Origin of the sequence: Streptomyces sp. NPDC086989, from assembly GCF_044745505.1 — a bacterium.
In the GTDB taxonomy this organism is placed as follows: Bacteria; Actinomycetota; Actinomycetes; order Streptomycetales; family Streptomycetaceae; genus Streptomyces.
In genome coordinates this window covers 533762-553816 of record NZ_JBIVAL010000005.1, presented here as the reverse complement: position 1 = coordinate 553816, position 20055 = coordinate 533762, and the positions used below count along the sequence as shown (strand labels likewise).

At 73.4% G+C, this 20055-nt stretch carries 17 protein-coding genes; 10 read left to right on the top strand and 7 right to left on the bottom strand.

The genetic code is table 11. The features are described 5' to 3' along the window. Positions 1-9: 9 nt before the first annotated feature. Complete coding sequence (locus ACIPK4_RS15310; protein WP_402312886.1) at positions 10-372, bottom strand: hypothetical protein; 363 nt, start codon at positions 370-372, stop codon at positions 10-12. A 176-nt stretch (positions 373-548) separates the two neighbouring features. Here ACIPK4_RS15310 and ACIPK4_RS15305 point away from each other — a divergent pair, with 176 nt between their 5' ends. The 6 genes from ACIPK4_RS15305 to ACIPK4_RS15280 all read left to right on the top strand — a co-directional run bounded on the left by ACIPK4_RS15305 (position 549) and on the right by ACIPK4_RS15280 (position 9579). Further along, positions 549-1793, top strand: a complete 1245-nt coding sequence (locus ACIPK4_RS15305) for a GNAT family N-acetyltransferase (protein ID WP_402312884.1) — start codon at positions 549-551, stop codon at positions 1791-1793. A gap of 387 nt (positions 1794-2180) precedes the next feature. Continuing rightward, a complete protein-coding gene (locus tag ACIPK4_RS15300; RefSeq protein WP_402312882.1) occupies positions 2181-3665 on the top strand; it encodes an aldehyde dehydrogenase family protein in 1485 nt (494 codons plus the stop codon). Positions 3666-3680: 15 nt separating this feature from the next. After that, the gene (locus ACIPK4_RS15295; RefSeq protein WP_402312974.1) at positions 3681-5249 is read left to right on the top strand and encodes a GMC family oxidoreductase; all 1569 of its coding nucleotides are present in this window, start codon (positions 3681-3683) and stop codon (positions 5247-5249) included. Next, positions 5246-6343: a glycine betaine/L-proline ABC transporter ATP-binding protein gene (locus ACIPK4_RS15290; protein WP_402312880.1), complete on the top strand. Its 1098-nt coding sequence runs from the start codon at positions 5246-5248 to the stop codon at positions 6341-6343. Before ACIPK4_RS15295 ends, ACIPK4_RS15290 begins: the two co-directional genes overlap by 4 nt. A 52-nt stretch (positions 6344-6395) precedes the next feature. After that, complete coding sequence (locus ACIPK4_RS15285; RefSeq protein ID WP_402312879.1) at positions 6396-8522, top strand: ABC transporter permease subunit; 2127 nt, start codon at positions 6396-6398, stop codon at positions 8520-8522. A gap of 175 nt (positions 8523-8697) precedes the next feature. After that, a complete protein-coding gene (locus ACIPK4_RS15280) occupies positions 8698-9579 on the top strand; it encodes an ABC transporter substrate-binding protein (RefSeq protein ID WP_376202087.1) in 882 nt (293 codons plus the stop codon). 300 nt (positions 9580-9879) lie between these two features. Here ACIPK4_RS15280 and ACIPK4_RS15275 read toward each other — a convergent pair whose 3' ends face one another. Both ACIPK4_RS15275 and ACIPK4_RS15270 read right to left on the bottom strand, forming a co-directional pair. Next, positions 9880-11001 carry a nucleotide disphospho-sugar-binding domain-containing protein gene (locus ACIPK4_RS15275; RefSeq protein WP_402312877.1) on the bottom strand — a complete coding sequence of 374 codons (1122 nt, stop codon included), beginning with the start codon at positions 10999-11001 and terminating at the stop codon, positions 9880-9882. A gap of 492 nt (positions 11002-11493) precedes the next feature. Continuing rightward, on the bottom strand, positions 11494-11697 hold the full coding sequence (locus ACIPK4_RS15270; protein WP_054227409.1) for a cold-shock protein: 204 nt from the start codon (positions 11695-11697) through the stop codon (positions 11494-11496). Between the two features lie 320 nt (positions 11698-12017). Here ACIPK4_RS15270 and ACIPK4_RS15265 point away from each other — a divergent pair, with 320 nt between their 5' ends. Then, complete coding sequence (locus tag ACIPK4_RS15265) at positions 12018-13250, top strand: M20 family metallopeptidase (RefSeq protein WP_402312874.1); 1233 nt, start codon at positions 12018-12020, stop codon at positions 13248-13250. Between the two features lie 333 nt (positions 13251-13583). Further along, entirely contained in the window at positions 13584-14003 is a 420-nt protein-coding gene (locus tag ACIPK4_RS15260; RefSeq protein WP_376196628.1) for an SSI family serine proteinase inhibitor, read from the top strand. 26 nt (positions 14004-14029) lie between these two features. On the opposite strand, the gene ACIPK4_RS15255 is transcribed toward ACIPK4_RS15260, so the two are convergent. Beyond that, a complete protein-coding gene (locus ACIPK4_RS15255; protein WP_402312871.1) occupies positions 14030-15676 on the bottom strand; it encodes an FAD-binding oxidoreductase in 1647 nt (548 codons plus the stop codon). A 61-nt stretch (positions 15677-15737) separates the two neighbouring features. Between ACIPK4_RS15255 and ACIPK4_RS15250 the strand changes: the two genes are divergently transcribed. Then, on the top strand, positions 15738-16415 hold the full coding sequence (locus tag ACIPK4_RS15250; RefSeq protein ID WP_402312868.1) for a TetR/AcrR family transcriptional regulator: 678 nt from the start codon (positions 15738-15740) through the stop codon (positions 16413-16415). A gap of 16 nt (positions 16416-16431) precedes the next feature. On the opposite strand, the gene ACIPK4_RS15245 is transcribed toward ACIPK4_RS15250, so the two are convergent. Continuing rightward, a complete protein-coding gene (locus tag ACIPK4_RS15245) occupies positions 16432-17475 on the bottom strand; it encodes an aldo/keto reductase (protein WP_402312865.1) in 1044 nt (347 codons plus the stop codon). A 100-nt stretch (positions 17476-17575) separates the two neighbouring features. Here ACIPK4_RS15245 and ACIPK4_RS15240 point away from each other — a divergent pair, with 100 nt between their 5' ends. After that, the gene (locus ACIPK4_RS15240) at positions 17576-18205 is read left to right on the top strand and encodes a TetR/AcrR family transcriptional regulator (protein ID WP_402312863.1); all 630 of its coding nucleotides are present in this window, start codon (positions 17576-17578) and stop codon (positions 18203-18205) included. Between the two features lie 18 nt (positions 18206-18223). On the opposite strand, the gene ACIPK4_RS15235 is transcribed toward ACIPK4_RS15240, so the two are convergent. Both ACIPK4_RS15235 and ACIPK4_RS15230 read right to left on the bottom strand, forming a co-directional pair. Further along, positions 18224-19054 carry a polysaccharide deacetylase family protein gene (locus tag ACIPK4_RS15235; protein WP_402312860.1) on the bottom strand — a complete coding sequence of 277 codons (831 nt, stop codon included), beginning with the start codon at positions 19052-19054 and terminating at the stop codon, positions 18224-18226. A 173-nt stretch (positions 19055-19227) separates the two neighbouring features. Continuing rightward, a complete protein-coding gene (locus tag ACIPK4_RS15230) occupies positions 19228-20031 on the bottom strand; it encodes a hypothetical protein (RefSeq protein WP_402312858.1) in 804 nt (267 codons plus the stop codon). Between the last annotated feature and the right edge of the window lie 24 nt (positions 20032-20055).

The window sequence follows — 20055 nt, the reverse complement described above, 5'->3', positions numbered from 1 at the left end:
TCACTCCCTTCACGTCCCACCTGCCTCTTGCGCGAGCCGCCGGTGCAGGGCGGGGCCGCCCAACGCAACGGCCGCGAACAGGGCGGCCGCGGTGACCGGGCCGGGTTCGGAGATCCACCGCCCGATCGCACTGTCGACGGCGAGCGCGGCCGCGACCAGGAGCACCTTGCCCAGCAGCAGGCCGCGGTACAGCCGGCGGCCGACCGGGAGCCGGCCGAGGCGGGCGCGACGGCGGCGCAGCAGCTCCATCGCCGCTGTGGCGCAGAGCACGAGTGCGAGGACCCGCAGTGCGTGCTCCCAGGCCGGGGTGCCCGAGCCGAGCGCCCAGACCCCGCCCATGACGGCGCCCGCGAGCACGTAGACGACGGACACGACTGCCTCCCGACCCTCCGGGTCCCCACGACGACACACCAATAACTTGCACTTGGAGTGTCATTAGTTTGGGCGCGGCGCGTCAAGCCCGCGCCCCTCCCGCGCACGGTGACCCACGCGGGTGACGCAGCCACGCCGCGTGACCGGCGGACGGAAACCGCTGGTAGAGCTGATGCATGACAGCGGAGTCGGGGACAGAGCTGCGGACCCTGCGGCCGGGCGAGTGGGACGTGTGGTTCGCCACCCTGGAGCGCGCCTTCGGCGGAGCACCCAAGGCTCCCGGCGTCCGTGAGCTCTGGCGGACGCTGACCGAACCCGAGCGCTCGCTCGGGGCCTGGGCCGGCGACGACTGCGTGGGCACGGCCGGAGCCTTCTCCTTCCGGCTCTCGGTCCCGGGCGGGGCCCTGGTCGCGGCGGCCGGCGTCACGATGGTGAGCGTCGCGGCCACGCACCGCAGGCGCGGCCTGCTCACCGCGATGATGCGACGCCAGCTGGACGACGTGCACCTGCGGGGCGAGCCCATGTCCGTCCTGATCGCCTCGGAGCCGGACATCTACGGCCGTTTCGGCTACGGCATGGCCGCCTACCAGCTCTCCGCCCTCATCGACACCGACCGGGTCCGACTCGCCGCACCGCACAGTACGGACACGGTGCGGATCCGGTACGCCGACCCCGTGGCGTCACTCGACGCCTGCGAGGCCGTGTACGCCCAGCGCGTGCCGCTGCGGCCCGGGATGCTGGCACGCCGGCCCGGCTGGGAGCAGCTGGCCGTCGTCGAGGCGGACGGCTCCGGGCCGGCGGGCGGAGCTCCGCTGCAGTGCGTGCTCGCCGAGCGCGACGGGGTGACCGTCGGGTACGCCCGTTTCCGCAACAGGCCGGAATGGGACGCGGGCGGCCCCCGGGGCACGGTCGTGGTGGACGATCTGGAGGCGCTGGACCCGGCCGCCCACGCCGCCCTGTGGAGGTTCCTGTTCTCCATCGACCTGACGTCGCGGCTCTCGCTGCCGAACCGGCCCGCGGACGACGTGTGGCTGCACCTCGTCTCCGACGTCCGCCGGTGCCAGCTCCGGCTGCGTGACGCACTGTTCGTCCGGCTGGTGGACGTCCCTGCGGCGCTGCGGGCCCGGACCTACCGCGCGCCCGTCGAGGTCGTCCTCCAGGTCGAGGACCCCGTCTGCCCGTGGAACGAGGGGCGTTGGCGGCTCACCGGGGGCGTCGACGGGGCGGAGTGCGCGCGCACCGGCGCCGACCCCGAACTGGTGCTGTCCGTACGGGATCTGGGCTGCGTCTATTTGGGCGGCATCTCGCTCACCGCACTGGCCTCGGCGGGGCGGGTCCACGAGCTGAGGCCCGGAGCCCTGGCCCAGGCCTCCACGGCCTTCACGAGCGACCTCGCCCCCTGGACGCCGCACGCCTTCTAGAGCGAGCGGCGTCCGGCGGCTCGCGGGCCGGGAGTTCGGGGTGCGCCGCGCTCGTGCGCCGCGCTCGTGCGACGCGCTCGTGCGACGCGCTCGTGCGCCGGGACCGGCGGCGTGGCAGGGGCGGGGGCGGCTTCCCGGCGGCGGTCGCCGGCCGGGGCCGGCGTGCGGAAGCAGGCGCACGGCGAGTCGACGGACGACAGGGGCCGCCGGTCACGCGCGGGCGCAACGCACCCGCATGCGCGGGACCGGTGCCGGGGTTCACGCGGCGTGACTCCCGTCACTTCCAGTGACGGATGGGGCATGCGCCGCGAGTGCCTGGGCAAGGGAGCCGAATGCAACATGCACCGCGGGTGAGCCGCGGTGTCGGAAGCGGAGGTACAGCGCGTCGTGTCGGAGCAGAGAACCATCCACATCGCAGGAACGTGGCGGTCCGCGGTCTCAGGAGCCACTCGTGAGGTCCTGGACCCGGCGGACGCCGGCGTCCTCGCCGTCGTCGCCGAGGGCGGCACCGCCGACACCGACGCCGCCGTCAGCGCCGCCCGGGCCGCCTTCGACGGCGGCGAGTGGCCGCAGACCCCGGTGGCGGAGCGTGCCGCCCTGCTGCGCCGCACCGCCGACCTGCTCCAGCGCGACCGCGAGCGCATCGCCCTGGTGGAGAGCCGGGACGCGGGCAAGACCCTGGAAGAGGGGCGCGTGGACGTGGACTGCGTCACGGACGCCTTCCGCTACTTCGCCGACCTCGTCACCGGCGAGAACGCGGGGCGCGTGGTCGACGCCGGGTCCCCCGACATCCACAGCGTCGTCGTCCACGAACCGGTGGGCGTCTGCGCGCTGATCACGCCGTGGAACTACCCGCTGCTCCAGGCGAGCTGGAAGATCGCCCCGGCGCTGGCCGCGGGCAACACGTTCGTCCTCAAGCCCAGCGAGATCACCCCGCTGTCCACCGTGGAGCTCATCGGCCTGCTGGCCGAGGCCGGCCTGCCCGCCGGTGTCGCCAACCTGGTGACGGGAGCCGGTGACCCCGTCGGCGCCCGTCTTTCCGCCCACCCCGACGTCGACCTGGTCTCCTTCACCGGTGGCCTCGCCAGCGGGACGAAGGTCATGCGGGCGGCGGCCGACTCCGTCAAGAAGGTCGCCCTCGAACTGGGCGGCAAGAACCCGAACGTCGTCTTCGCCGACGCCTGCGCCACCGACGAAGGCTTCGACACGGCCGTCGACCAGGCCCTCAACGCCGCGTTCATGCACAGCGGCCAGGTCTGCTCCGCCGGGTCCCGCCTCATCGTGGAAGAGACCGTCGCCGAGCGCTTCGTCGCCGAACTCGCCCGCCGGGCCGACCGGATCCGCCTCGGCCGGGGTACCGACCCGGGCGTCGAGTGCGGGCCCCTGGTCTCCGCGGCCCAGCTCGCACGGACGCAGGAGTACGTGGCCTCCGCCCTCGCCGAGGGCGCGGTGCTGCGCTCCGGCGGCTGCCGCCCGGACGGGCCCGGCTACTTCTACCGGCCGACCGTCCTGGACGGCTGCCACCGGGGGATGCGCGTGGTGCGGGAGGAGGTCTTCGGCCCGGTGCTGACCGTCGAGACGTTCCGTACGGAGGACGAGGCCGTCGCGCTCGCCAACGACACCGAGTACGGACTCGCCGGCGCCGTGTGGACCGCCGACCAGGGCCGTGCCCGCCGCGTGGCCGGCCGGCTGCGCCACGGCACCGTCTGGATCAACGACTTCCACCCCTACCTGCCGCAGGCGGAGTGGGGCGGCTTCGGCAAGTCGGGCATCGGGCGCGAGCTGGGCCCGGCCGGCCTGGCCGAGTACCGCGAGTCCAAGCACGTGTACCAGAACCTCGCTCCGCGCCCCGTGCGCTGGTTCGCGGGCTGAAGGAGGAGGAGACCCATCACCACGCACACGCACACGGACGAACACGCGCACGAGCACGAGTTCCGGTACGACTACGTCGTCGTCGGCGGCGGGACCGCGGGTTCGGTCATCGCCTCCCGCCTGACCGAGGACCCGGACGTCACCGTCGCCGTCATCGAGGGCGGCCCCAGCGACGTCGACCGGCCCGACGTGCTGACCCTGCGCCGCTGGATGGGCCTGCTGGGCGGCGAACTCGACTACGACTACCCCACCACCCAGCAGCCGCGCGGCAACTCTCACATCCGGCACAGCCGCGCCCGCGTCCTCGGCGGCTGTTCCTCGCACAACACCCTGATCGCGTTCAAGCCCCTGCCGTCCGACTGGGACGAGTGGTCGCAGGCCGGCGCCGAGGGCTGGCACGCCGCCGCCATGGAGCCCTACTTCGACAAGCTCCTCAACAACATCGTCCCCGTGGCCGAGAAGGACCGCAACGCCATCGCCCGCGACTTCGTCGACGCCGCGCAGTCGGCGCTGGGCGTGCCGCTCGTCGAGGGGTTCAACCGCAAGCCGTTCCACGAGGGCGCCGGGTTCTTCGACCTCGCGTACCACCCCGAGGACAACAAGCGCTCCTCCGCGTCGGTCGCCTACCTCCACCCCGTGATGGACGACCGCCCCAACCTCCGCATCTTCCTGGAGACCTGGGCGTACCGCCTCGAACTCGACGGCTCCCGGGTGCGCGGCGTGCACGTACGGTCCAAGGACGGCACGCAGTCCCTCGTCACGGCGCGCCGTGAGGTGCTGGTGTGCGCGGGTGCCGTGGACACCCCGCGCCTCCTGCTGCACTCCGGTATCGGTCCGCGCGCCGACCTGGAGGCCCTCGGCATCCCGCCGGTGCACGACCTGCCCGGGGTGGGCGAGAACCTGCTCGACCACCCTGAGTCGGTGATCGTCTGGGAGACCGACGGCCCGATTCCGGAGAACTCGGCGATGGACAGCGACGCCGGCCTGTTCGTGCGGCGCGACCCGGACTCCCCGGGGCCCGACCTGATGTTCCACTTCTACCAGGTGCCCTTCACCGACAACCCGGAGCGCATCGGCTACGAACGCCCCGCGCACGGTGTGTCGATGACCCCCAACATCCCCAAGCCCCGCAGCCGCGGCCGGCTCTACCTGACCAGCGCGGATCCCGAGGTCAAACCCGCCCTGGACTTCCGGTACTTCACGGACGAGGACGACTACGACGGACGGACCCTGGTGGACGGCATCAAGCTGGCCCGTGAGATCGCCGCGACCGAGCCACTGGCCGGCTGGCTGAAGCGGGAGGTCTGCCCGGGGCCGGAGATCACCGACGACGAGGCGCTGAGCGCGTACGCCCGCTCGGTCGCCCACACCGTCTACCACCCGGCGGGCACCTGCAAGATGGGCGCTGCCGACGATCCCACCGCCGTCGTGGGGCCCGACCTGAGGGTGCGCGGCCTCGACGGGATCCGGATCGCGGACGCCTCCGTCTTCCCGACGATGACCGCGGTGAACCCGATGATCGGAGTCCTCATGGTGGGCGAGAAGGCCGCCGAACTGCTGTCCCTGGAAGGAGGTCACCGATGAACGCCGCACCCGCCGCCACTGAGGCGGCCGCCACACCCGTCGAGGAGCCCGTCTTCGCGGTCGAGGGCCTCTGGAAGGTCTTCGGCCCCAAGGGCGCGGCGGCGAAGGTCCCCGGCTCGGAGCACGCCGGACTGCCCGCCGCGGAACTGCGGCAGCGCACCGGCTGCACGGCGGCCGTCCGCGACGTCACCTTCGACGTCCGCAAGGGCGAGGTCTTCGTCGTGATGGGTCTGTCCGGTTCGGGCAAGTCCACCCTCGTACGGTGCCTCACGCGGCTGATCGAGCCCACGGCCGGAACCCTCGCCCTCGACGGCGAGGACGTCCTCGCGATGGACACCGGCCGGCTGCGCGCGCTGCGCCGCCACCGGGCCGCCATGGTCTTCCAGCACTTCGGTCTGCTGCCGCACCGCAGCGTCCTGGACAACGTCGCCTACGGCCTGGAGATCCAGGGCGTCGGCCGCGCCGAACGCCGGGAAAAGGCCGCCGAGATGGTCGACAAGGTCGGCCTCACCGGGCTGGAGGAGCGCCGTCCCGGACAGCTCTCCGGCGGCCAGCAGCAGCGCGTCGGGCTCGCCCGGGCGCTCGCCGCCGACCCCGAAGTACTGCTGTTCGACGAGCCGTTCAGCGCGCTCGACCCCCTGATCCGGCGCGAGATGCAGGACGAGGTCGCCCGGCTCCACCACGAGGAGGGGCGCACGATGGTCTTCATCACGCACGACCTCGCCGAGGCCCTGCGCCTGGGCGACCGCATCGCGCTGATGCGGGACGGCCGCATCGTGCAGCTGGGCACGCCCGAGGAGATCGTCGGTTCCCCGGCCGACGACTACGTACGGGACTTCGTGCGCGACGTCCCGCGCGAACAGGTCCTCACCGTACGCAGTGCGATGCGCCCTGCCACCGGCGAGGCGGCCGGACAGGGCCCCGCGCTGACCCCCTCCACCACCGTGGCCGAGGCCATCGAGGCCGTCGTCCGCAGCGGCGGCCCGGCCCGGGTCGTCGACCGCGGCCGGTGCCTCGGCATCGTCGACGAGGCCGGGCTGCTCGCCGTGGTGGCCGGGCTCCCGGCGGGGACCGGACGGGAGGTGGCGGCATGACCGGCACGCCCCGGCCCGCCGTCGCCACCCCCGGCACCGGGGGGTGGCGCGGATGACCGCGACCACCGCCCCCGCCCGCGAACCCTCCCGGCCGGGCGGCCCGCAGTCGTCCGGCTGCCCCGGCGACGCGAAGCACCGCGCCGCGGACCGGCCCGCGGCGAAGAGCCCGGCTCCCCGTGACCGCACCGCCGCCGCGAGACGCGCGGCGGCCGGGGACCGGCCGGCGGACCGTGTGCGCGGCGGCCGGACCCTGCTCGGACGCCCCCTCGGCCGCGGACTGCTCCTGCCGCTCGCCGTCGCCGCCGCCGTACTGGTCCCGCTCGCCGTCGTCTTCCCGGGCGCCGGCAGCTGGCCCGCGGCGCTGGCCGTCGACCTCTCGGGGCCGCTCGGCCGGGCCGGCGACTGGATCATCGACCACCGGGACAGCCACCCGCTGTTCCTCTACTTCTTCGGCCATATCAGCAACGCCGTGGTCGTGTCGGTCCGCGCCGTCTACGTCGTCCTGCTCGCCGCGGGCTGGACCGGCGTCACGGCGCTGGCGGCCCTGGTGGCCTGGCGTCTGGCGGGCCTGCGGCTCGCCCTGACGTGTGCCGCCGCCTTCGCCGCGTGCGGGCTGCTGGGCATGTGGGTGCCGACCATGCAGACGCTCGCGCTGATGGTCGTGGCCGTCGCCGCCTCCGTCGCCGTGGGCGGGCTCCTCGGTCTCGCCGGCGGGCTCTCCGCGCGCGCCGACCGCGTCCTGCGGCCGGTGCTCGACACCATGCAGATCCTGCCCGCCTTCGCGTACCTGCTGCCGATGGTGCTGGTCTTCGGCATCGGCGTGCCCGCCGCCGTGCTGGCCACCGTGGTGTACGCCGCCCCGCCGATGGCCCGCCTCACCGCCCTCGGCCTGCGCGAGGCCGACGCGGGAGTGCTGGAGGCCGCCGCCTCGCTCGGCGCCACCGGCCGCCAGCGGCTGCTGACGGCCCGGCTGCCGCTCGCCCGCCGGCAGCTGCTGCTCGGCGTCAACCAGACCATCATGACCGGCCTTTCGATGGCCGTGATCGCCTCCGTGATCGGCGCGGGTGGCCTCGGCGACCGGGTCTACCAGGCCCTCGCCTCCGTGGACGTCGGCGCCGCCCTGGCCGCCGGCATCCCCATCGTGCTGCTTGCCGTGGTCCTCGACCGCACCGCCGACGCGGCCGGCCGGCGGATCGGCGGCACCGAGGCCCCGGGACGCGGCCCGCGGCAGCTGCTGCTCCGCGTGTTCGACGGCTGGTACGGATGGCTGCTGACCGTCCTCACGGCGGTGGCCGTCGCCGTCGCCGGCCGGATGGCGGGCACCTCGCTGTGGCCGGCGTCCTGGACGGTGCCCATCGCCGCGCCCGTGAACGAGACGGTCGCCTGGATGACCGCCCACCTGTACTCCGGTGTGCCCGTCGTCGGCGGCACCGCCGACTGGGCGGCCCGGTTCACCGGCTGGGTCCTCGACCCCCTGCGCGGCGGTCTGCAGGCGGCGCCCTGGTGGCTGCTCCTGCTGTGCGCCGGTGCTCTCGCCCTGCTCGTCGGCACCTGGCGCACCGCGCTCACGGCCGTCCTCGCCCTCGCCGCCGTCGGCGTGCTCGGTGTGTGGGACGCCTCCCTCGACACGCTCTCCCAGGTCCTCGCGGCCGTCGCCGTCACCCTCGTACTGGGCTTCGCGATCGCGGTGGGCGCCGCCCGCAGCGACCGCGCCCAGCGTCTGCTGCGCCCCGTGCTGGACGTGTGCCAGACCCTGCCGCAGTTCGTCTACCTCATCCCTGTGGTCGCGCTCTTCGGGGTGGGCCGGGCTCCGGCCGCGGCTGCCGCCGTCGTGTACGCCCTGCCGGCGGTCGTACGCATCACCACGCAGGGCCTGCGCGAGGTGGACCCGGCCGCGCTCGAATCCGCGCGCTCGCTGGGCGCGACCCGCTCGCAGCAGCTGCGGCAGGTCCAGCTGCCGCTTGCCAGGCCCGCCTTGCTGCTCGCCGTCAACCAGGCGGTGGTCCTGGTCCTCGCCGTCGTCATCATCGGCGGTCTGGTCGGCGGTGGTGCGCTCGGCTACGACGTCGTCCTCGGCCTCGCGCAGGGCGACCTGGCCACCGGCCTCGTGGCCGGCGCCGCGATCGTATGCCTCGGCCTGCTGCTCGACCGCGTCACCCAGCCCGCGAAGGAGGCCTGAGATGCGAAACCGACCCTTCCCCGGACGACGCGACGGACACGCCGGAAGCCCGGCGGATTCCGGCGACGCCGGACACCCCGGCCGCCGCAGACGCGGGCGCCCCGGCCGCCGGGGCACGGCCCTGCTCGCGGCGGCGACCGGGCTCGCCGTGCTCACCGGCTGCGGAGCGGCCGACATGACACGGCAGACGTCCCCGTACGCCGCCGCGCGAGGCGCGAAGACCGTCACCCTCTCCGTACAGTCCTGGGTCGGCGCCCAGGCGAACACCGCCGTCGCGGCCTATCTCCTCGAACACGAGCTGGGCTACCGCGTGGACACCGTGCAGGTCGACGAGGTTCCCGCATGGGACGCGCTCAGCCAGGGCCGCGTCGACGCGATCATGGAGGACTGGGGCCACCCCGAGCAGGAGAAGCGGTACGTCGAAGGCAAGAAGACGATCACGCGGGGCGGCGACCTGGGCGTGACGGGCCACATCGGCTGGTTCGTCCCCACCTACTTCGCCGAGGCCCACCCGGACGTCACCGACTGGAAGAACCTCGACAAGTACGCCGACCAGCTGCGCACCGCCGAGAGCCGCGGCAAGGGCCAGCTGATGGACGGCTCGCCCTCGTACGTCACGAACGACAAGGCGCTGGTGAAGAACCTGGGGCTCGACTTCGAGGTCGTCTTCGCGGGCTCCGAGGCGGCCCAGATCACCCAGATCAGGCAGTTCGCCAAGGAGGGCAAGCCCTTCCTGACGTACTGGTACAAGCCGCAGTGGCTCTTCGAGCGGGTCCCGATGACCGAGGTGAAGCTCCCCGAGTACACCGAGGGCTGCGCCGACGTCCCGGAGAAGGTGGCCTGCGCGTACCCGCACACGCCGCTGCAGAAGTACCTGAACACGCGCTTCGCCGAATCGGGTGGCAAGGCCGCCGCGTTCCTGAAGAAGTTCCGCTGGACCACGGCGGAGCAGAACGAGGTGGCCCTGATGATCGCCGAGGAGAAGCTCTCGCCGCAGGAGGCGGCGAAGAAGTGGGTGGAGCGCAACGAGGCCGTCTGGCGCCCCTGGCTGGCCTGACCGCCCCTGCCTGGCCTGGCCCCTTCCCGCAGGCTCCCTCCGCACGGCCCCGCGCACGAGTGCGCGGGGCCGTCGACGACGGCGGCGCCCGCCCCGGCGTCGCAGGCTCCCCTGACGTCAGGGCTTCCCCGAGGAGCCGGTCACCTCGTCGACGACGGCGTACTCGGCATTCACCCGGATGGGGAATCCGTCGGCCTCCAAAACCGCGAGGGCCGGTGTCCGAGCCCCCGTTCTGTCGCGCTCCGCGCAACGCCGGGGGCGGGGCGGTGGGTGCCCCGCCCCGGCGGGTGGCGCGGGGGGTCAGGAGGTGACCAGGGCCTCCAGGGCGGGGACCGTTGCGGCCGGGGTCGGCAGCGCGGCGTTCTCCGCCCGGAGGCGGGCGGCGCCCTCGCGCAGGGCCGGGTCGGTGATGAGGCGGGTGAGGAGCTCGGTGTCGACGTCGTCGGAGGAGGAGCGCAGGGCGGCGCCGCTGCCCACGAGGGCGTCGGCATTGGTGAAGTGGTCGGCGCCCTGGGGCAGCACGAGCTGCGGCAGGCCGGCCTGCAGGGCGGTGAGGAAGGTGCCGGAGCCGCCGTGGTGGATCAGGCCGTCGGAGGCGGTGAGCAGCTCGGCGAGCGGAACCCAGGGCAGCGGGCTCACGTTGTCCGGGAGGGTGCCGAGCGCGGCGAGGTCGGTGTCGCCGACGGCGAGCAGGAACTCGGCGTCCACCGAGGCGGCGGCCTCGATCAGGCGGACGATGGAGCGGACGCCGTCCATCTCGGTGAGCACGGTGCCCAGCGTGACGGCGACGCGCGGGCGGGCGCCGCGGCGGAGCAGCTCGGCGGGGACCGTACCACCGCCGTTGTAGGGCAGGTAGCGCATCCGCATGCCGCCGGGGTCGCCGCCGAGCGAGGCGGGGACGATGTTCAGCGCGGTGGCTCCGGCGGGGCCGTCCACCCCGTACGTCTCGTACGCCTCGGTGAAGTTGGCGGCGATCCGGCCGACCATGTCGATGCCGGACATGACGCCGAAGTTCTGGATCACCGACGGGATCTTGAGCTTGGCCGCGACCAGGGGGGCGGAGGCCTGGAAGGAGTCGTAGACCAGCAGGTCGGCGCCCCAGTTCTCGGCGACGTCCAGCAGACCGTCCACGGTGGGGCGCGAGACGAGCGCGAAGCCGCGGGCCGCCATGTCGAGGATCTGGTCCGGGGTCATGTCGGGGGCGACGTAGCGCGTCTGCTCGCCGGTGGACTGCTCGAACACGTCCCGGATGGTGCGGCCGTCACCGATCTCGACGATCGGGAAACCGGCCTCGCGAAGCCGGTCCAACGGCTGCGAGCCCGCGAACAGCACCTCGTGCCCGGCGGCACGCAGGGCCTGCGCGGTCGGGATCATCGGGAAGAGGTGGCCTGCCGCGGCCGGGCTGGTGAAGAGTATGCGCACGGTTTCTCCTTGCCAGTGGTCTGCCGGTCGAGGCCGAGTCGTGCGGGCTCGCCCCGGTTCCCTTCGGGAAACTGCCGGGCGGCGATGTTGTGTTCCCGCTGAAGGGGGCGATAATCGGACGTTCTGGGACGGGACTTGTCGGCCAGCAGCCCTCCCCTCCGGGCGCCACCACTGCCACGTCCCGGCTCCCACCGCCTCGACGCCGTCCGCGGCCACCTCCTCGAAGAGGCCGGCCGAGTGTCACCCGGATGCACGTGGCGAAACGCCGCCACGGACCCCGCGCGAGCATCGCCGCCAGCACGGCGCCCAGCGCGATGCCGATGACCCCGGCTGGGCGCGGCTGGGCGGGGGCGTCGCGGCCCGTGCCGGTGGAGGCCGCGCTCCGTGCCGGGCCGCCCGGAACTCCGCCGCGAGGGGCCATCCGTAGGCGCATGGGGAACGCACGAGGCTCCCGGAGCGCATCGCTCCGGGAGCCTCGTGACGGGTCTGCGATCAGGCGACCGTGATGTTCTCCGCCTGCGGGCCCTTCTGGCCCTGCGTGACGTCGAAGGTCACGGCCTGGCCCTCCTGGAGCTCACGGTAGCCGTTGGCGTTGATGTTGGAGTAGTGCGCGAAGACGTCCGGACCGCCGCCGTCCTGCTGGATGAAGCCGAAGCCCTTTTCGGAGTTGAACCACTTCACGGTTCCGCTGGCCATGCTCGTACCTCTCAGTTCGATGTGGGGTCCGCACCGCGCGGCCCCGGGAGGTGATCGCCCTGGTCCGGCACTGCACAGCAGAATGCCCACGCCAGGGCGCGGGCAGGGACTGCGAACCACGACAGCTGACGCTGACGCTACACGGCGGAACTGCCCCTCACCAGAGAGCAACGATCACTCGTTTGCGACGAGCCGTACGAACTGCGCCCGAACGGGGCGTCATCCGCGCGGCGCAGAGCCCGTTCGGCGCCCTCCCCGTCTACCCTCTGCGGTCAGAGCGGTCCGCGATACGGGTGAGGTGTGTGCGGTTTGGAAGGCCGGTGAGCGCGGCCCGGGAGGCACTCGCGGGGCTGCTCGCAGAGGCGCACGCACTCCTGCCCGACACCGTGGCCCTGCGCCGGAGCATCCACCGCCACCCCGAGCTGGGTACGGATCTGCCGCGCACACAACGCGCCGTCCTGGACGCCCTGGCCGGACTGCCGCTCGATGTGGCCACCGGATCCGGCCTCAGTTCCGTCACCGCCACCCTCGACGGCGCACTGCCGGGGCCCACGGTCCTGCTGCGCGCCGACATGGACGCCCTGCCCCTGGACGAGGAGACCGGCCTGGACTTCACCTCGCAGGTGCCGGGTGTCATGCACGCCTGCGGTCACGACGCCCACACCGCCATGCTCGTCACGGCCGCCCGGCTGGTCTCGGCGCGGCGCCGAGCACTGGCCGGGCGCGTCGTGTTCATGTTCCAGCCGGCCGAGGAGTCCGGCGGGGGTGCCCTGCGCATGATCGACGAGGGTGTGCTGCGGACCGCGGACGGAGGGAGCGTGGACCGCGCCTTCGCCCTGCACCTCACCACCCGCTTCGACAGCGGCACCCTCCACCTGCGGCCCGGGCCGACGTTCGCGGCCTCCGACCTGTTCCGGGTGAGCGTCCGCGGGCGGGGCGGGCACGCCTCGGCCCCGCATCTCGGTCTGGACCCGGTGCCGGTCGCGTGCGAGATCGTCCAGGCGTTGCAGACGATGGTCACCCGTACCGTCGACGTCCACGATCCGGCGGTGGTCACCGTCGCGTCGGTGCACGCCGGTACGACGGCCAACGTCATCCCCGACACGGCGGAGATCACCGGAACCTTCCGCACCCTCTCCCCCGCCACGCGGCGGCTCGTACGCGAGGGCGTCACCCGCGTCGCCCACCACGTCGCCGCCGCCCACGGCGCCCACGCCGAGGTCACGTTGACCGAGGGCTATCCGCCCGTGGTCAACGATCCGGATCGCACCGCCGCCCTCCGGGACACCGCGGCCGCACTCCTCGGAGCCGACCGGGTCCACCTGCTGCACCGGCCGTTCCTGTGGGCCGAGGACTTCGCGTACGTCCTGGAGCGGGTGCCGGGCACGATGGCCTTCCTCGGCGCCCGTCCGCCCGGAACCCCGGCGGCGCAGGCTCCCGACCTGCACTCGGCGCGCGTCGTCTTCGACGAGGGGGCCCTGGCCGCCGGATCGGCCCTGCACGCGGCCGCCGCCCTGTACGCCGGGGGCACGTCCGGCGCGGAACGCGCCTGAGCCGGCCCGCACCGGGCCGGAGGGTGCACAACGGCACTATCCGGTCAGCCTGGATGGACGTTCGATGAACCGCGTGCGTCCCAGGGCAGGTCAACGGGCTGCGATCGGCGCGTCACACCCGGCATCACCCTCCGTCCACGCGTGATCGCGGAGGGCTCACACCGGGCCTGAGCTGCCAGAACGACCGTTCGGTCGTCGGTAATCGAACGCAGTGTCCGTAAATCGGTCATCGATGTGCACACGGCCTTCGCACCCGAGAGACTCAGTGCTGTCCAACCGGTACACCGCAGCCAAATTCTGCGTCCACCCTTCGAATTGAAAGAGAGTACTGTCGTGCGTCACCGCATCGCTGCTGTCACCGCCGCCGCCCTCCTCCCCCTCGCCGGGGCCGCCGGGACCGCCGAGGCACAGCCCGCGAGCCTGTACGCCCCGTCCGCCGTGGTCCTCGCGGTCGCCCCCGGCGACGCCGGGGCGGCCGTCTCCCGCGCCACCGCCCTCAGCTGCGCGCCGACCGCCCAGGGCACGCACCCCGACCCCCAGGCGGCCTGCGCCGCCCTCACCGCCACCGCGGGCAGCCTCGACGCGCTGCTCGCCGCCCCGGACCGGGACCGGGTCTGTCCGATGCACTACGCCCCCGTCACCGTCTCCGCGGACGGCATCTGGAAGGGCAGCCGCATCTCCTGGAAGCACACCTTCTCCAACGCGTGCACCATGTCCGCGAGCCTCAACGGCAACCCCGTCTTCGCGTTCTGACGTCCCGCCGCAGGTGCGCCGTCCGGTCAGCCCCGCTCCCCGTCGAAGAGCACTCCGGGGTTGAGGATCCCGGCCGGATCGAGCGCGGTCTTCGCGGCCCGCAGCGCCCGGGCGAACGGCTCCGGGCGCTGCCGGTCGTATCCGGGCCGGTGGTCACGGCCGACGGCGTGGTGGTGGGTGACGGTCGCGCCGTGCGCGCCGAGCAGGTCCATCGCGGCGGACTTGACCTCGTCCCACATCGCGACCTCCGAACCGCGCCTCGCCGGGGCGATGACGGTGAAATACGGGGCGGGGCCGTCGGGGTAGACGTGAGTGAAGCGGCAGTTGATCATCGCCTCGGCGCCGGTGACCTCGCGCACGACGGCGCCCAGGTCCCGCTGCACGGCCTCGTACAGCGCCTCGGCGCGGTCCCACGTACAGGCCGTTTCGAAGGTCTCGCTGATCACGCTCATCCGCGCCAACCCGTCCCGCAGGTAGGGCATGCGCAGGAACGCGGAGCGCCACGCGTCGGCCGCGGAGTCGTCGGTGCGGCCGCCGGCAGGGCTCCCGGCCACGGGCGGAGTCGGGGCCGGGGCCGGCGAACCGCCGTGGTCCCGCGCCAGGGCGACCAGCTCGGCCAGCCGGTCGGCGACGGGGAAGTGAGCGGACTCCACCCCGAGCACGAGGACGCTGCGGCCGCCGCCGGCCACGCCCGCGAGCGCCGCCTCGCCCTGATCGAGCAACCTGCAGTTGGCCGGGTGCAGGCCCGACTGGGCGATGGCGCGGACGGCTCCGGCCGCGGTCGCGAAGTCGTCGAACAGGAACGAGGCGGACGCCTTGTGCCGGGGCCGGTCCTGAAGCCGCATCCACGCCTCGGTGATCACTCCGAGCGTGCCCTCCGACCCCAGGAACAGCCGGTCGGGGGACGGGCCCGCACCCGAACCGGGCACGCGCAGCGACTCACTGACGCCGACCGGGGTGACCACGCGCAGGGCCTGGGTCAGATCGTCGACGTGGGTCAGGAGCGTGGCGTAGTGGCCGCCGGCACGGGTCGCCAGCCAGCCGCCGAGGGTGGAGAACTCGAAGCTCTGCGGAAAGTGGCGCAGGGTCAGCCCGTGCGGCCGCAGCTGGGCTTCGAGGTCGGGCCCGAGCACGCCCGCCTGGATCCGTGCCGCCCTGCCGGTGGTGTCGATGTCGAGGACACGGTCCAGGGCGGAGAGGTCCAGGGACAGCACACCGCCCCGGCGGTCCCCGCGGTACTCCACTCCCCCGACCACCGAACTCCCCGCCCCGTACGGCACGACGACCACGCCCGCGGCCTCGGCCCAGTCCAGGACGTCCACGACGTCCTGCTCGCAGCGGGGGAACGCGACCTGGTCGGGTGCGGCCCCGAGTTCGCCGCGCAGGGCCCGTACGACGTCACGGTAGGCCTTGCCGTAGGTGTGCGAGACCCGGTCCGGCGGGGTGTCGGACATCAGGTGGGCGAGGGAGGCGGGCGGGGCGACGCGGACGTCGGGCAGGTCGGTGGAGCGGACGTCGGGCACCGGCAGCGGGGTGCCGGCTGCCCCCGGGACCAGCGCGCCGAGGGCGACGCACTCACGGTCGGACAGGGCCTTGTCGGCGGCGCCCCAGCCCCACCAGGAGCGGCGGGGCGGGGGCGGGGCGAGAGGGGCGACGGGCACGGTCTCGGCCATGGCGATGCAACCCTTCGGTAATTTACCGCTTGGTAATTTACTCCACCGTATAGTTCTCCTCATGGACTCCACAAGCTCCGGCGCCGCGCCGGGCACCGCACCGCCGCCCACACCACCACCGGGCAGGCGCCGGGGCAGACCGGCGGGGACGAAGGGCGTACCGCGCGCCGAACGCGAGGAACAGATCCTCGCCGCCGCGATGGAGGAGTTCGGCCGCCACGGTCACGCGTCCGCCTCGATGGCCGCGATCGCCCGGCGGGTGGGCGTGACGAAGCCGATGCTCTACGCCTACTTCGATTCGAAGGACGGGCTCTACCTCGCCTGCCTCGAACACATCGCCGCCCGCGTCATCGCGGCCATCGACGCGGCGATGGCCGCCGGACCGGCCGCAGACGACGAGCGGCTCCCCCACGCGGTCCTCACGGGGCTCTTCACGGCCCTCGAAGAACGCCGTCACGCCTGGTTCGTCCTCTACGACAGGAGCCTGCCGCCCGGATCCGAACTGCGCCTGGCCGCCCAGCGGCACCGCGAGGCCGTCGACGGACTCGCCGCGACGGGCACCGCGGCGCTGCTGAGCGGACTGGGCAACGACGACCCCCTCGACGCCGACGCCCTCAAGCACGTGTGGACGGGCACCGTCAGCGCCCTGATGGGCTGGTGGATCGCCCACCCCGACCAGTCAGCCCGGGACATGAGCACCCGCTGCGCCCGCCTCCTCAGGGCCGTCCGCGGCGGCTGACGACGGCCGCCGGCGATCAACGAGCCGGGACCACGGGAGGGTTGAGGCGGGCGAAGCCCGGCTGGCGGTGGTAGGGGAAGTAGGGGTAGGGGGCCGGGCGGGCGCTGGCCTCGTCGAGCCGTGCCATCTGCTCAGGGGTGAGCTCCCAGCCCACGGCCCCCAGGTTCTGGCGCAGTTGCTCCTCGTTGCGGGCGCCGATGATGACGGAGGAGACGGTCGGCCGCTGCAACAGCCAGCGGAGGGCGATCTGCGGAATCGCCCTCCCGGTCTCCCGTGCGATCTCGTCCAGGGCGTCGACCACGCGGTAGAGGTGTTCGTCGTCCACGGGCGGCGCGAAGTCGGCGGTGTCGTGCAGCCTGCTGCCGGCGGGCAGCGGACGGCCCCGGCGGATCCTGCCGGTGAGCCGTCCCCAGCCGAGGGGGCTCCAGACGATCGCACCGACCCCCTGGTCGAGGCCGAGCGGCATCAGCTCCCATTCGTAGTCACGGCCGATGAGGGAGTAGTAGACCTGGTGGGCGACGTAGCGCTCCCGGCCGCGGCGGTCGGCGGCGGCGAGGGACTTCATCGCCTGCCAGCCGGAGAAGTTGGAGACGCCGAGGTGACGGATCTTCCCGGCCCGGACCAGGTCGTCCAGCGTGGAGAGCACCTCTTCCACGGGGGTTCCCGCGTCGAAGGCGTGCAGCTGGAAGAGGTCGATGCGGTCCGTGCCGAGGCGGCGCAGCGCCTTGTCGACGGAGGTGATCAGGCGGGAGCGCGAGGTACCCGCGTCACCCGGGGCGTCGCTCGTGGGCAGGCCGGCCTTGGTGGAGATGAGCACCCGGTCGCGGCGGCCCTTGAGAGCGGCTCCGAGCACCTCCTCGGACGCGCCGTCGGAGTAGACGTCCGCGGTGTCGAACAGGGTGATCCCGGCGTCGATGCAGATGTCCACGAGGCGGCGCGCCTCCTCCACCCCGGTGTTGCCCCAGGCCCCGAAGAGCGGTCCGCGGCCCCCGAAGGTGCCGGCGCCGAAGCTGAGCGCCGGAACCTGAAGTCCCGACGCACCCAGTCGCCTGTACTCCATGACGAATCCCCTCTCACCAGCCCTGCTAATGGGGCTGCGGTTCCGTTAAGATGGGTCGAGCGTAGCAAGGTGCGCGAGTTAATGGAACTGGAGTCCCGTTATGGAGTACACGGAAGCCGAGTCCGATCCGGGGACCACCCGGCCCGGAGGGCGCACGGCACGGGTGCGGGCGGCCGTGCTGGGCGCCGCCGCGGACGTGCTGGCCGAGCATGGCTTCGCCCATCTCGACCTGGCCGACATCGCGCGCCGCGCGGAGGTCGGGAAGACGACCGTCTACCGCCGCTGGGGCACGGCCACCGGCCTCGTGACCGACCTGCTGCTGGACATGGCACAGCAGTCCGTGCCGCGCACGGAGACGGGCTCGCTGCTCGGGGACCTGACGGCCAACGCCCGTCTGGTGCAGCGCACGCTGGCCGACCCCCGCCAGGGGGCCCTGTTCAAGGCGGTGATCGCGGCGGCCGGATCCGACCCCAAGGCGGCGGAGGCCCTGTGCGGCTTCTACACGGCCCGCGTCGAGGAGTGGGCGCCGTGCGTGGAGCAGGCCGCCGCCCGCGGAGAGGTGCCCGGGGGCACCGATGCGCGCGAGGTGATCCGCGCGACGTCAGCCCCGCTGTACTACCGGCTCCTGACCACCGCGCTCCCGCTCGACGAGGCCGACGCCGACCGCGCCGCGCACGCCGCGGCGGCGGCCGCGGCGGCCGGGGCGTATGTACGGGCGGCCGGGAGGTGAGTCCCGGACCCGGCCGCCCTACGGGGTGGTGAGGGCCGGGAAGGTGAAGCTGTAGCCCTGCTTTGCCAGCCAGGGCAGGTACACCTTGAGCGCGGCGACCGTCTCACTGCGGTCGCCGCCGCCGTCGTGGAAGAGGACGGTCGGCTGCCGGGGCAGCTTGCCCTCCACGGCGGCGACGATCGCCGGCAGGCCCGGGCGACTCCAGTCCCGGGGATCCACGCTCCAGCCCAGCGGCCGCATCCCGCTCGCCACGGCTATCGCACGGCTGTCAGGGGTGAAGGCACCGCCCGGCGCCCGGTAGTAGTTCACGGCGACACCCGGCACAGCCTTCTCGATCATGGTCTTGGCGTCCAGGATCTGCTGCCGCTGGTAGGCGACGGGCTTGTGGTCCATCGTCACGTCGTGGTCGACGGAGTGGTCGCACAGCTGGTGGCCGTCCGCGGCGACCTGGCGCACCAGCTCCGGGTACTTCTGGGCCTTGGTTCCGATCATGCAGAAGGTGGCTTTGACGTGGTTCTGCCTCAGCACCTGGAGGACCTGAGGGGTCCAACGGGGGTCGGGGCCGTCGTCGATGGTGATGGCGACGTCATGGCCCGGTCCCTGGGCCAGCCGGGAGATGCCCAGCGGGATCGTGGTGGTGGCGCCCTTGGCCGGCTTCTCCTGCCTGGCCTGCTTGGCGTGCTCCGAGCCGGCCGCGGACCGGCCCGCCGAGCCGTCCGTGGACCGGCCCGCCGAGCCGTCCGTGGTGGCGAAGGCCGGGGTGGCAACTGCCGCCAGAAGGCCGAGGACGGCCCCGGCCACGGCGGACCCCGCCCGTCGACGACGCGCGGAACTGCTGGTGATGCCCATGGACGCGCTCTTCCTTTGCGCTCGACCCCCGGAACACACGATTCCGATCCAGGGTAGGTCACGTGCACGCGGGCCCATCTCATCCGAACGGCCCATTCGGCACCCCCGGGCCGGAGGGCAGAGCCGGCAGGCCCGGGGAAGCACCGCGTCGCGGCGCCCGTGGTACGGGCCGGTCAGGCGTCGGCAGGCACCGGAGTGGTTTCCGTCTCACTTCCGGCCGCCGCCTCGACGGCCGCGGCAGGGGCCTCGGCGGCCTCGGCAGCCCCACCGTGGTGCGGGAGGGCCGTGTAGTAGACGGTGGCGCCCTGCTTGACGCGCTCCGCCAGGCTGCGGGCCACCAGACGCTCGGTGGTCGTGCGCACCAGGTTGTCGCTGACGCTGCGGTCCGGGTGCGCGGCCTTGAGGGCCTGGGCGATCTCGCGGGCCGTCCTGGGCTCCGCCTGCCCGCTCAGGTGCCGGTGGATCAGCTCGGTCAGCGGGACCTGCTTCTCCTTGGACGCGACGGCCTTCTCCTTCGCGGGCGCCTTCGCCGCGGCCTTCACCGCGGACGTCTTCGCGCCGGCCGACTTCACACCGGCCGTCTTCGCGCCGGTCGTGTTCCTGGCGGTTGCGTTCTCGGCGGTCGCCCCCTTGGCCGCCGTCTTCGTGACGGTCGCCTTCTTCGCGGTCGCCTTGGTGGTGGTCGCCTTCTTCGCGGTCGCCTTGGTGGTCGCCTTCTTCGCGGTGCCGGCCGTCGCGGGGGCAGGCGTCACGGCCTTCTTGCCGGCGCGCGGAGCGGGCACCGCGGCCGCGACGTCGCCGAGGGCCGACCGCATTCCGACGAGGAGTGCGTGGTCCTGCTCCAGACCGGCCAGGCGCTCCTGGAGGGAGGTGATCTCCTCTCGGATGCGTTCCTGCTCGGCGGTGTTGAGGTCGAGGTCGGCGGCGACCTTCTCTGCGTACTGGGACTTGAGGTTGGGAATCTCCCGAGCGGACATGCGGACTCCTCCGATGGACGGTGT

Excerpts from the sequence above, each read along its gene's own strand:
- ACIPK4_RS15305 (WP_402312884.1), top strand. The coding sequence starts at position 549 with ATGACAGCGGAGTCGGGGACAGAGCTGCGGACCCTGCGGCCGGGCGAG.
- ACIPK4_RS15290 (WP_402312880.1), top strand. The coding sequence starts at position 5,246 with ATGAACGCCGCACCCGCCGCCACTGAGGCGGCCGCCACACCCGTCGAG.
- ACIPK4_RS15285 (WP_402312879.1), top strand. The coding sequence starts at position 6,396 with ATGACCGCGACCACCGCCCCCGCCCGCGAACCCTCCCGGCCGGGCGGC.
- ACIPK4_RS15280 (WP_376202087.1), top strand. The coding sequence starts at position 8,698 with ATGACACGGCAGACGTCCCCGTACGCCGCCGCGCGAGGCGCGAAGACC.
- ACIPK4_RS15270 (WP_054227409.1), bottom strand. The coding sequence starts at position 11,697 with ATGGCCAGCGGAACCGTGAAGTGGTTCAACTCCGAAAAGGGCTTCGGC.
- ACIPK4_RS15255 (WP_402312871.1), bottom strand. The coding sequence starts at position 15,676 with ATGGCCGAGACCGTGCCCGTCGCCCCTCTCGCCCCGCCCCCGCCCCGC.
- ACIPK4_RS15250 (WP_402312868.1), top strand. The coding sequence starts at position 15,738 with ATGGACTCCACAAGCTCCGGCGCCGCGCCGGGCACCGCACCGCCGCCC.
- ACIPK4_RS15245 (WP_402312865.1), bottom strand. The coding sequence starts at position 17,475 with ATGGAGTACAGGCGACTGGGTGCGTCGGGACTTCAGGTTCCGGCGCTC.
- ACIPK4_RS15240 (WP_402312863.1), top strand. The coding sequence starts at position 17,576 with ATGGAGTACACGGAAGCCGAGTCCGATCCGGGGACCACCCGGCCCGGA.
- ACIPK4_RS15235 (WP_402312860.1), bottom strand. The coding sequence starts at position 19,054 with ATGGGCATCACCAGCAGTTCCGCGCGTCGTCGACGGGCGGGGTCCGCC.
- ACIPK4_RS15230 (WP_402312858.1), bottom strand. The coding sequence starts at position 20,031 with ATGTCCGCTCGGGAGATTCCCAACCTCAAGTCCCAGTACGCAGAGAAG.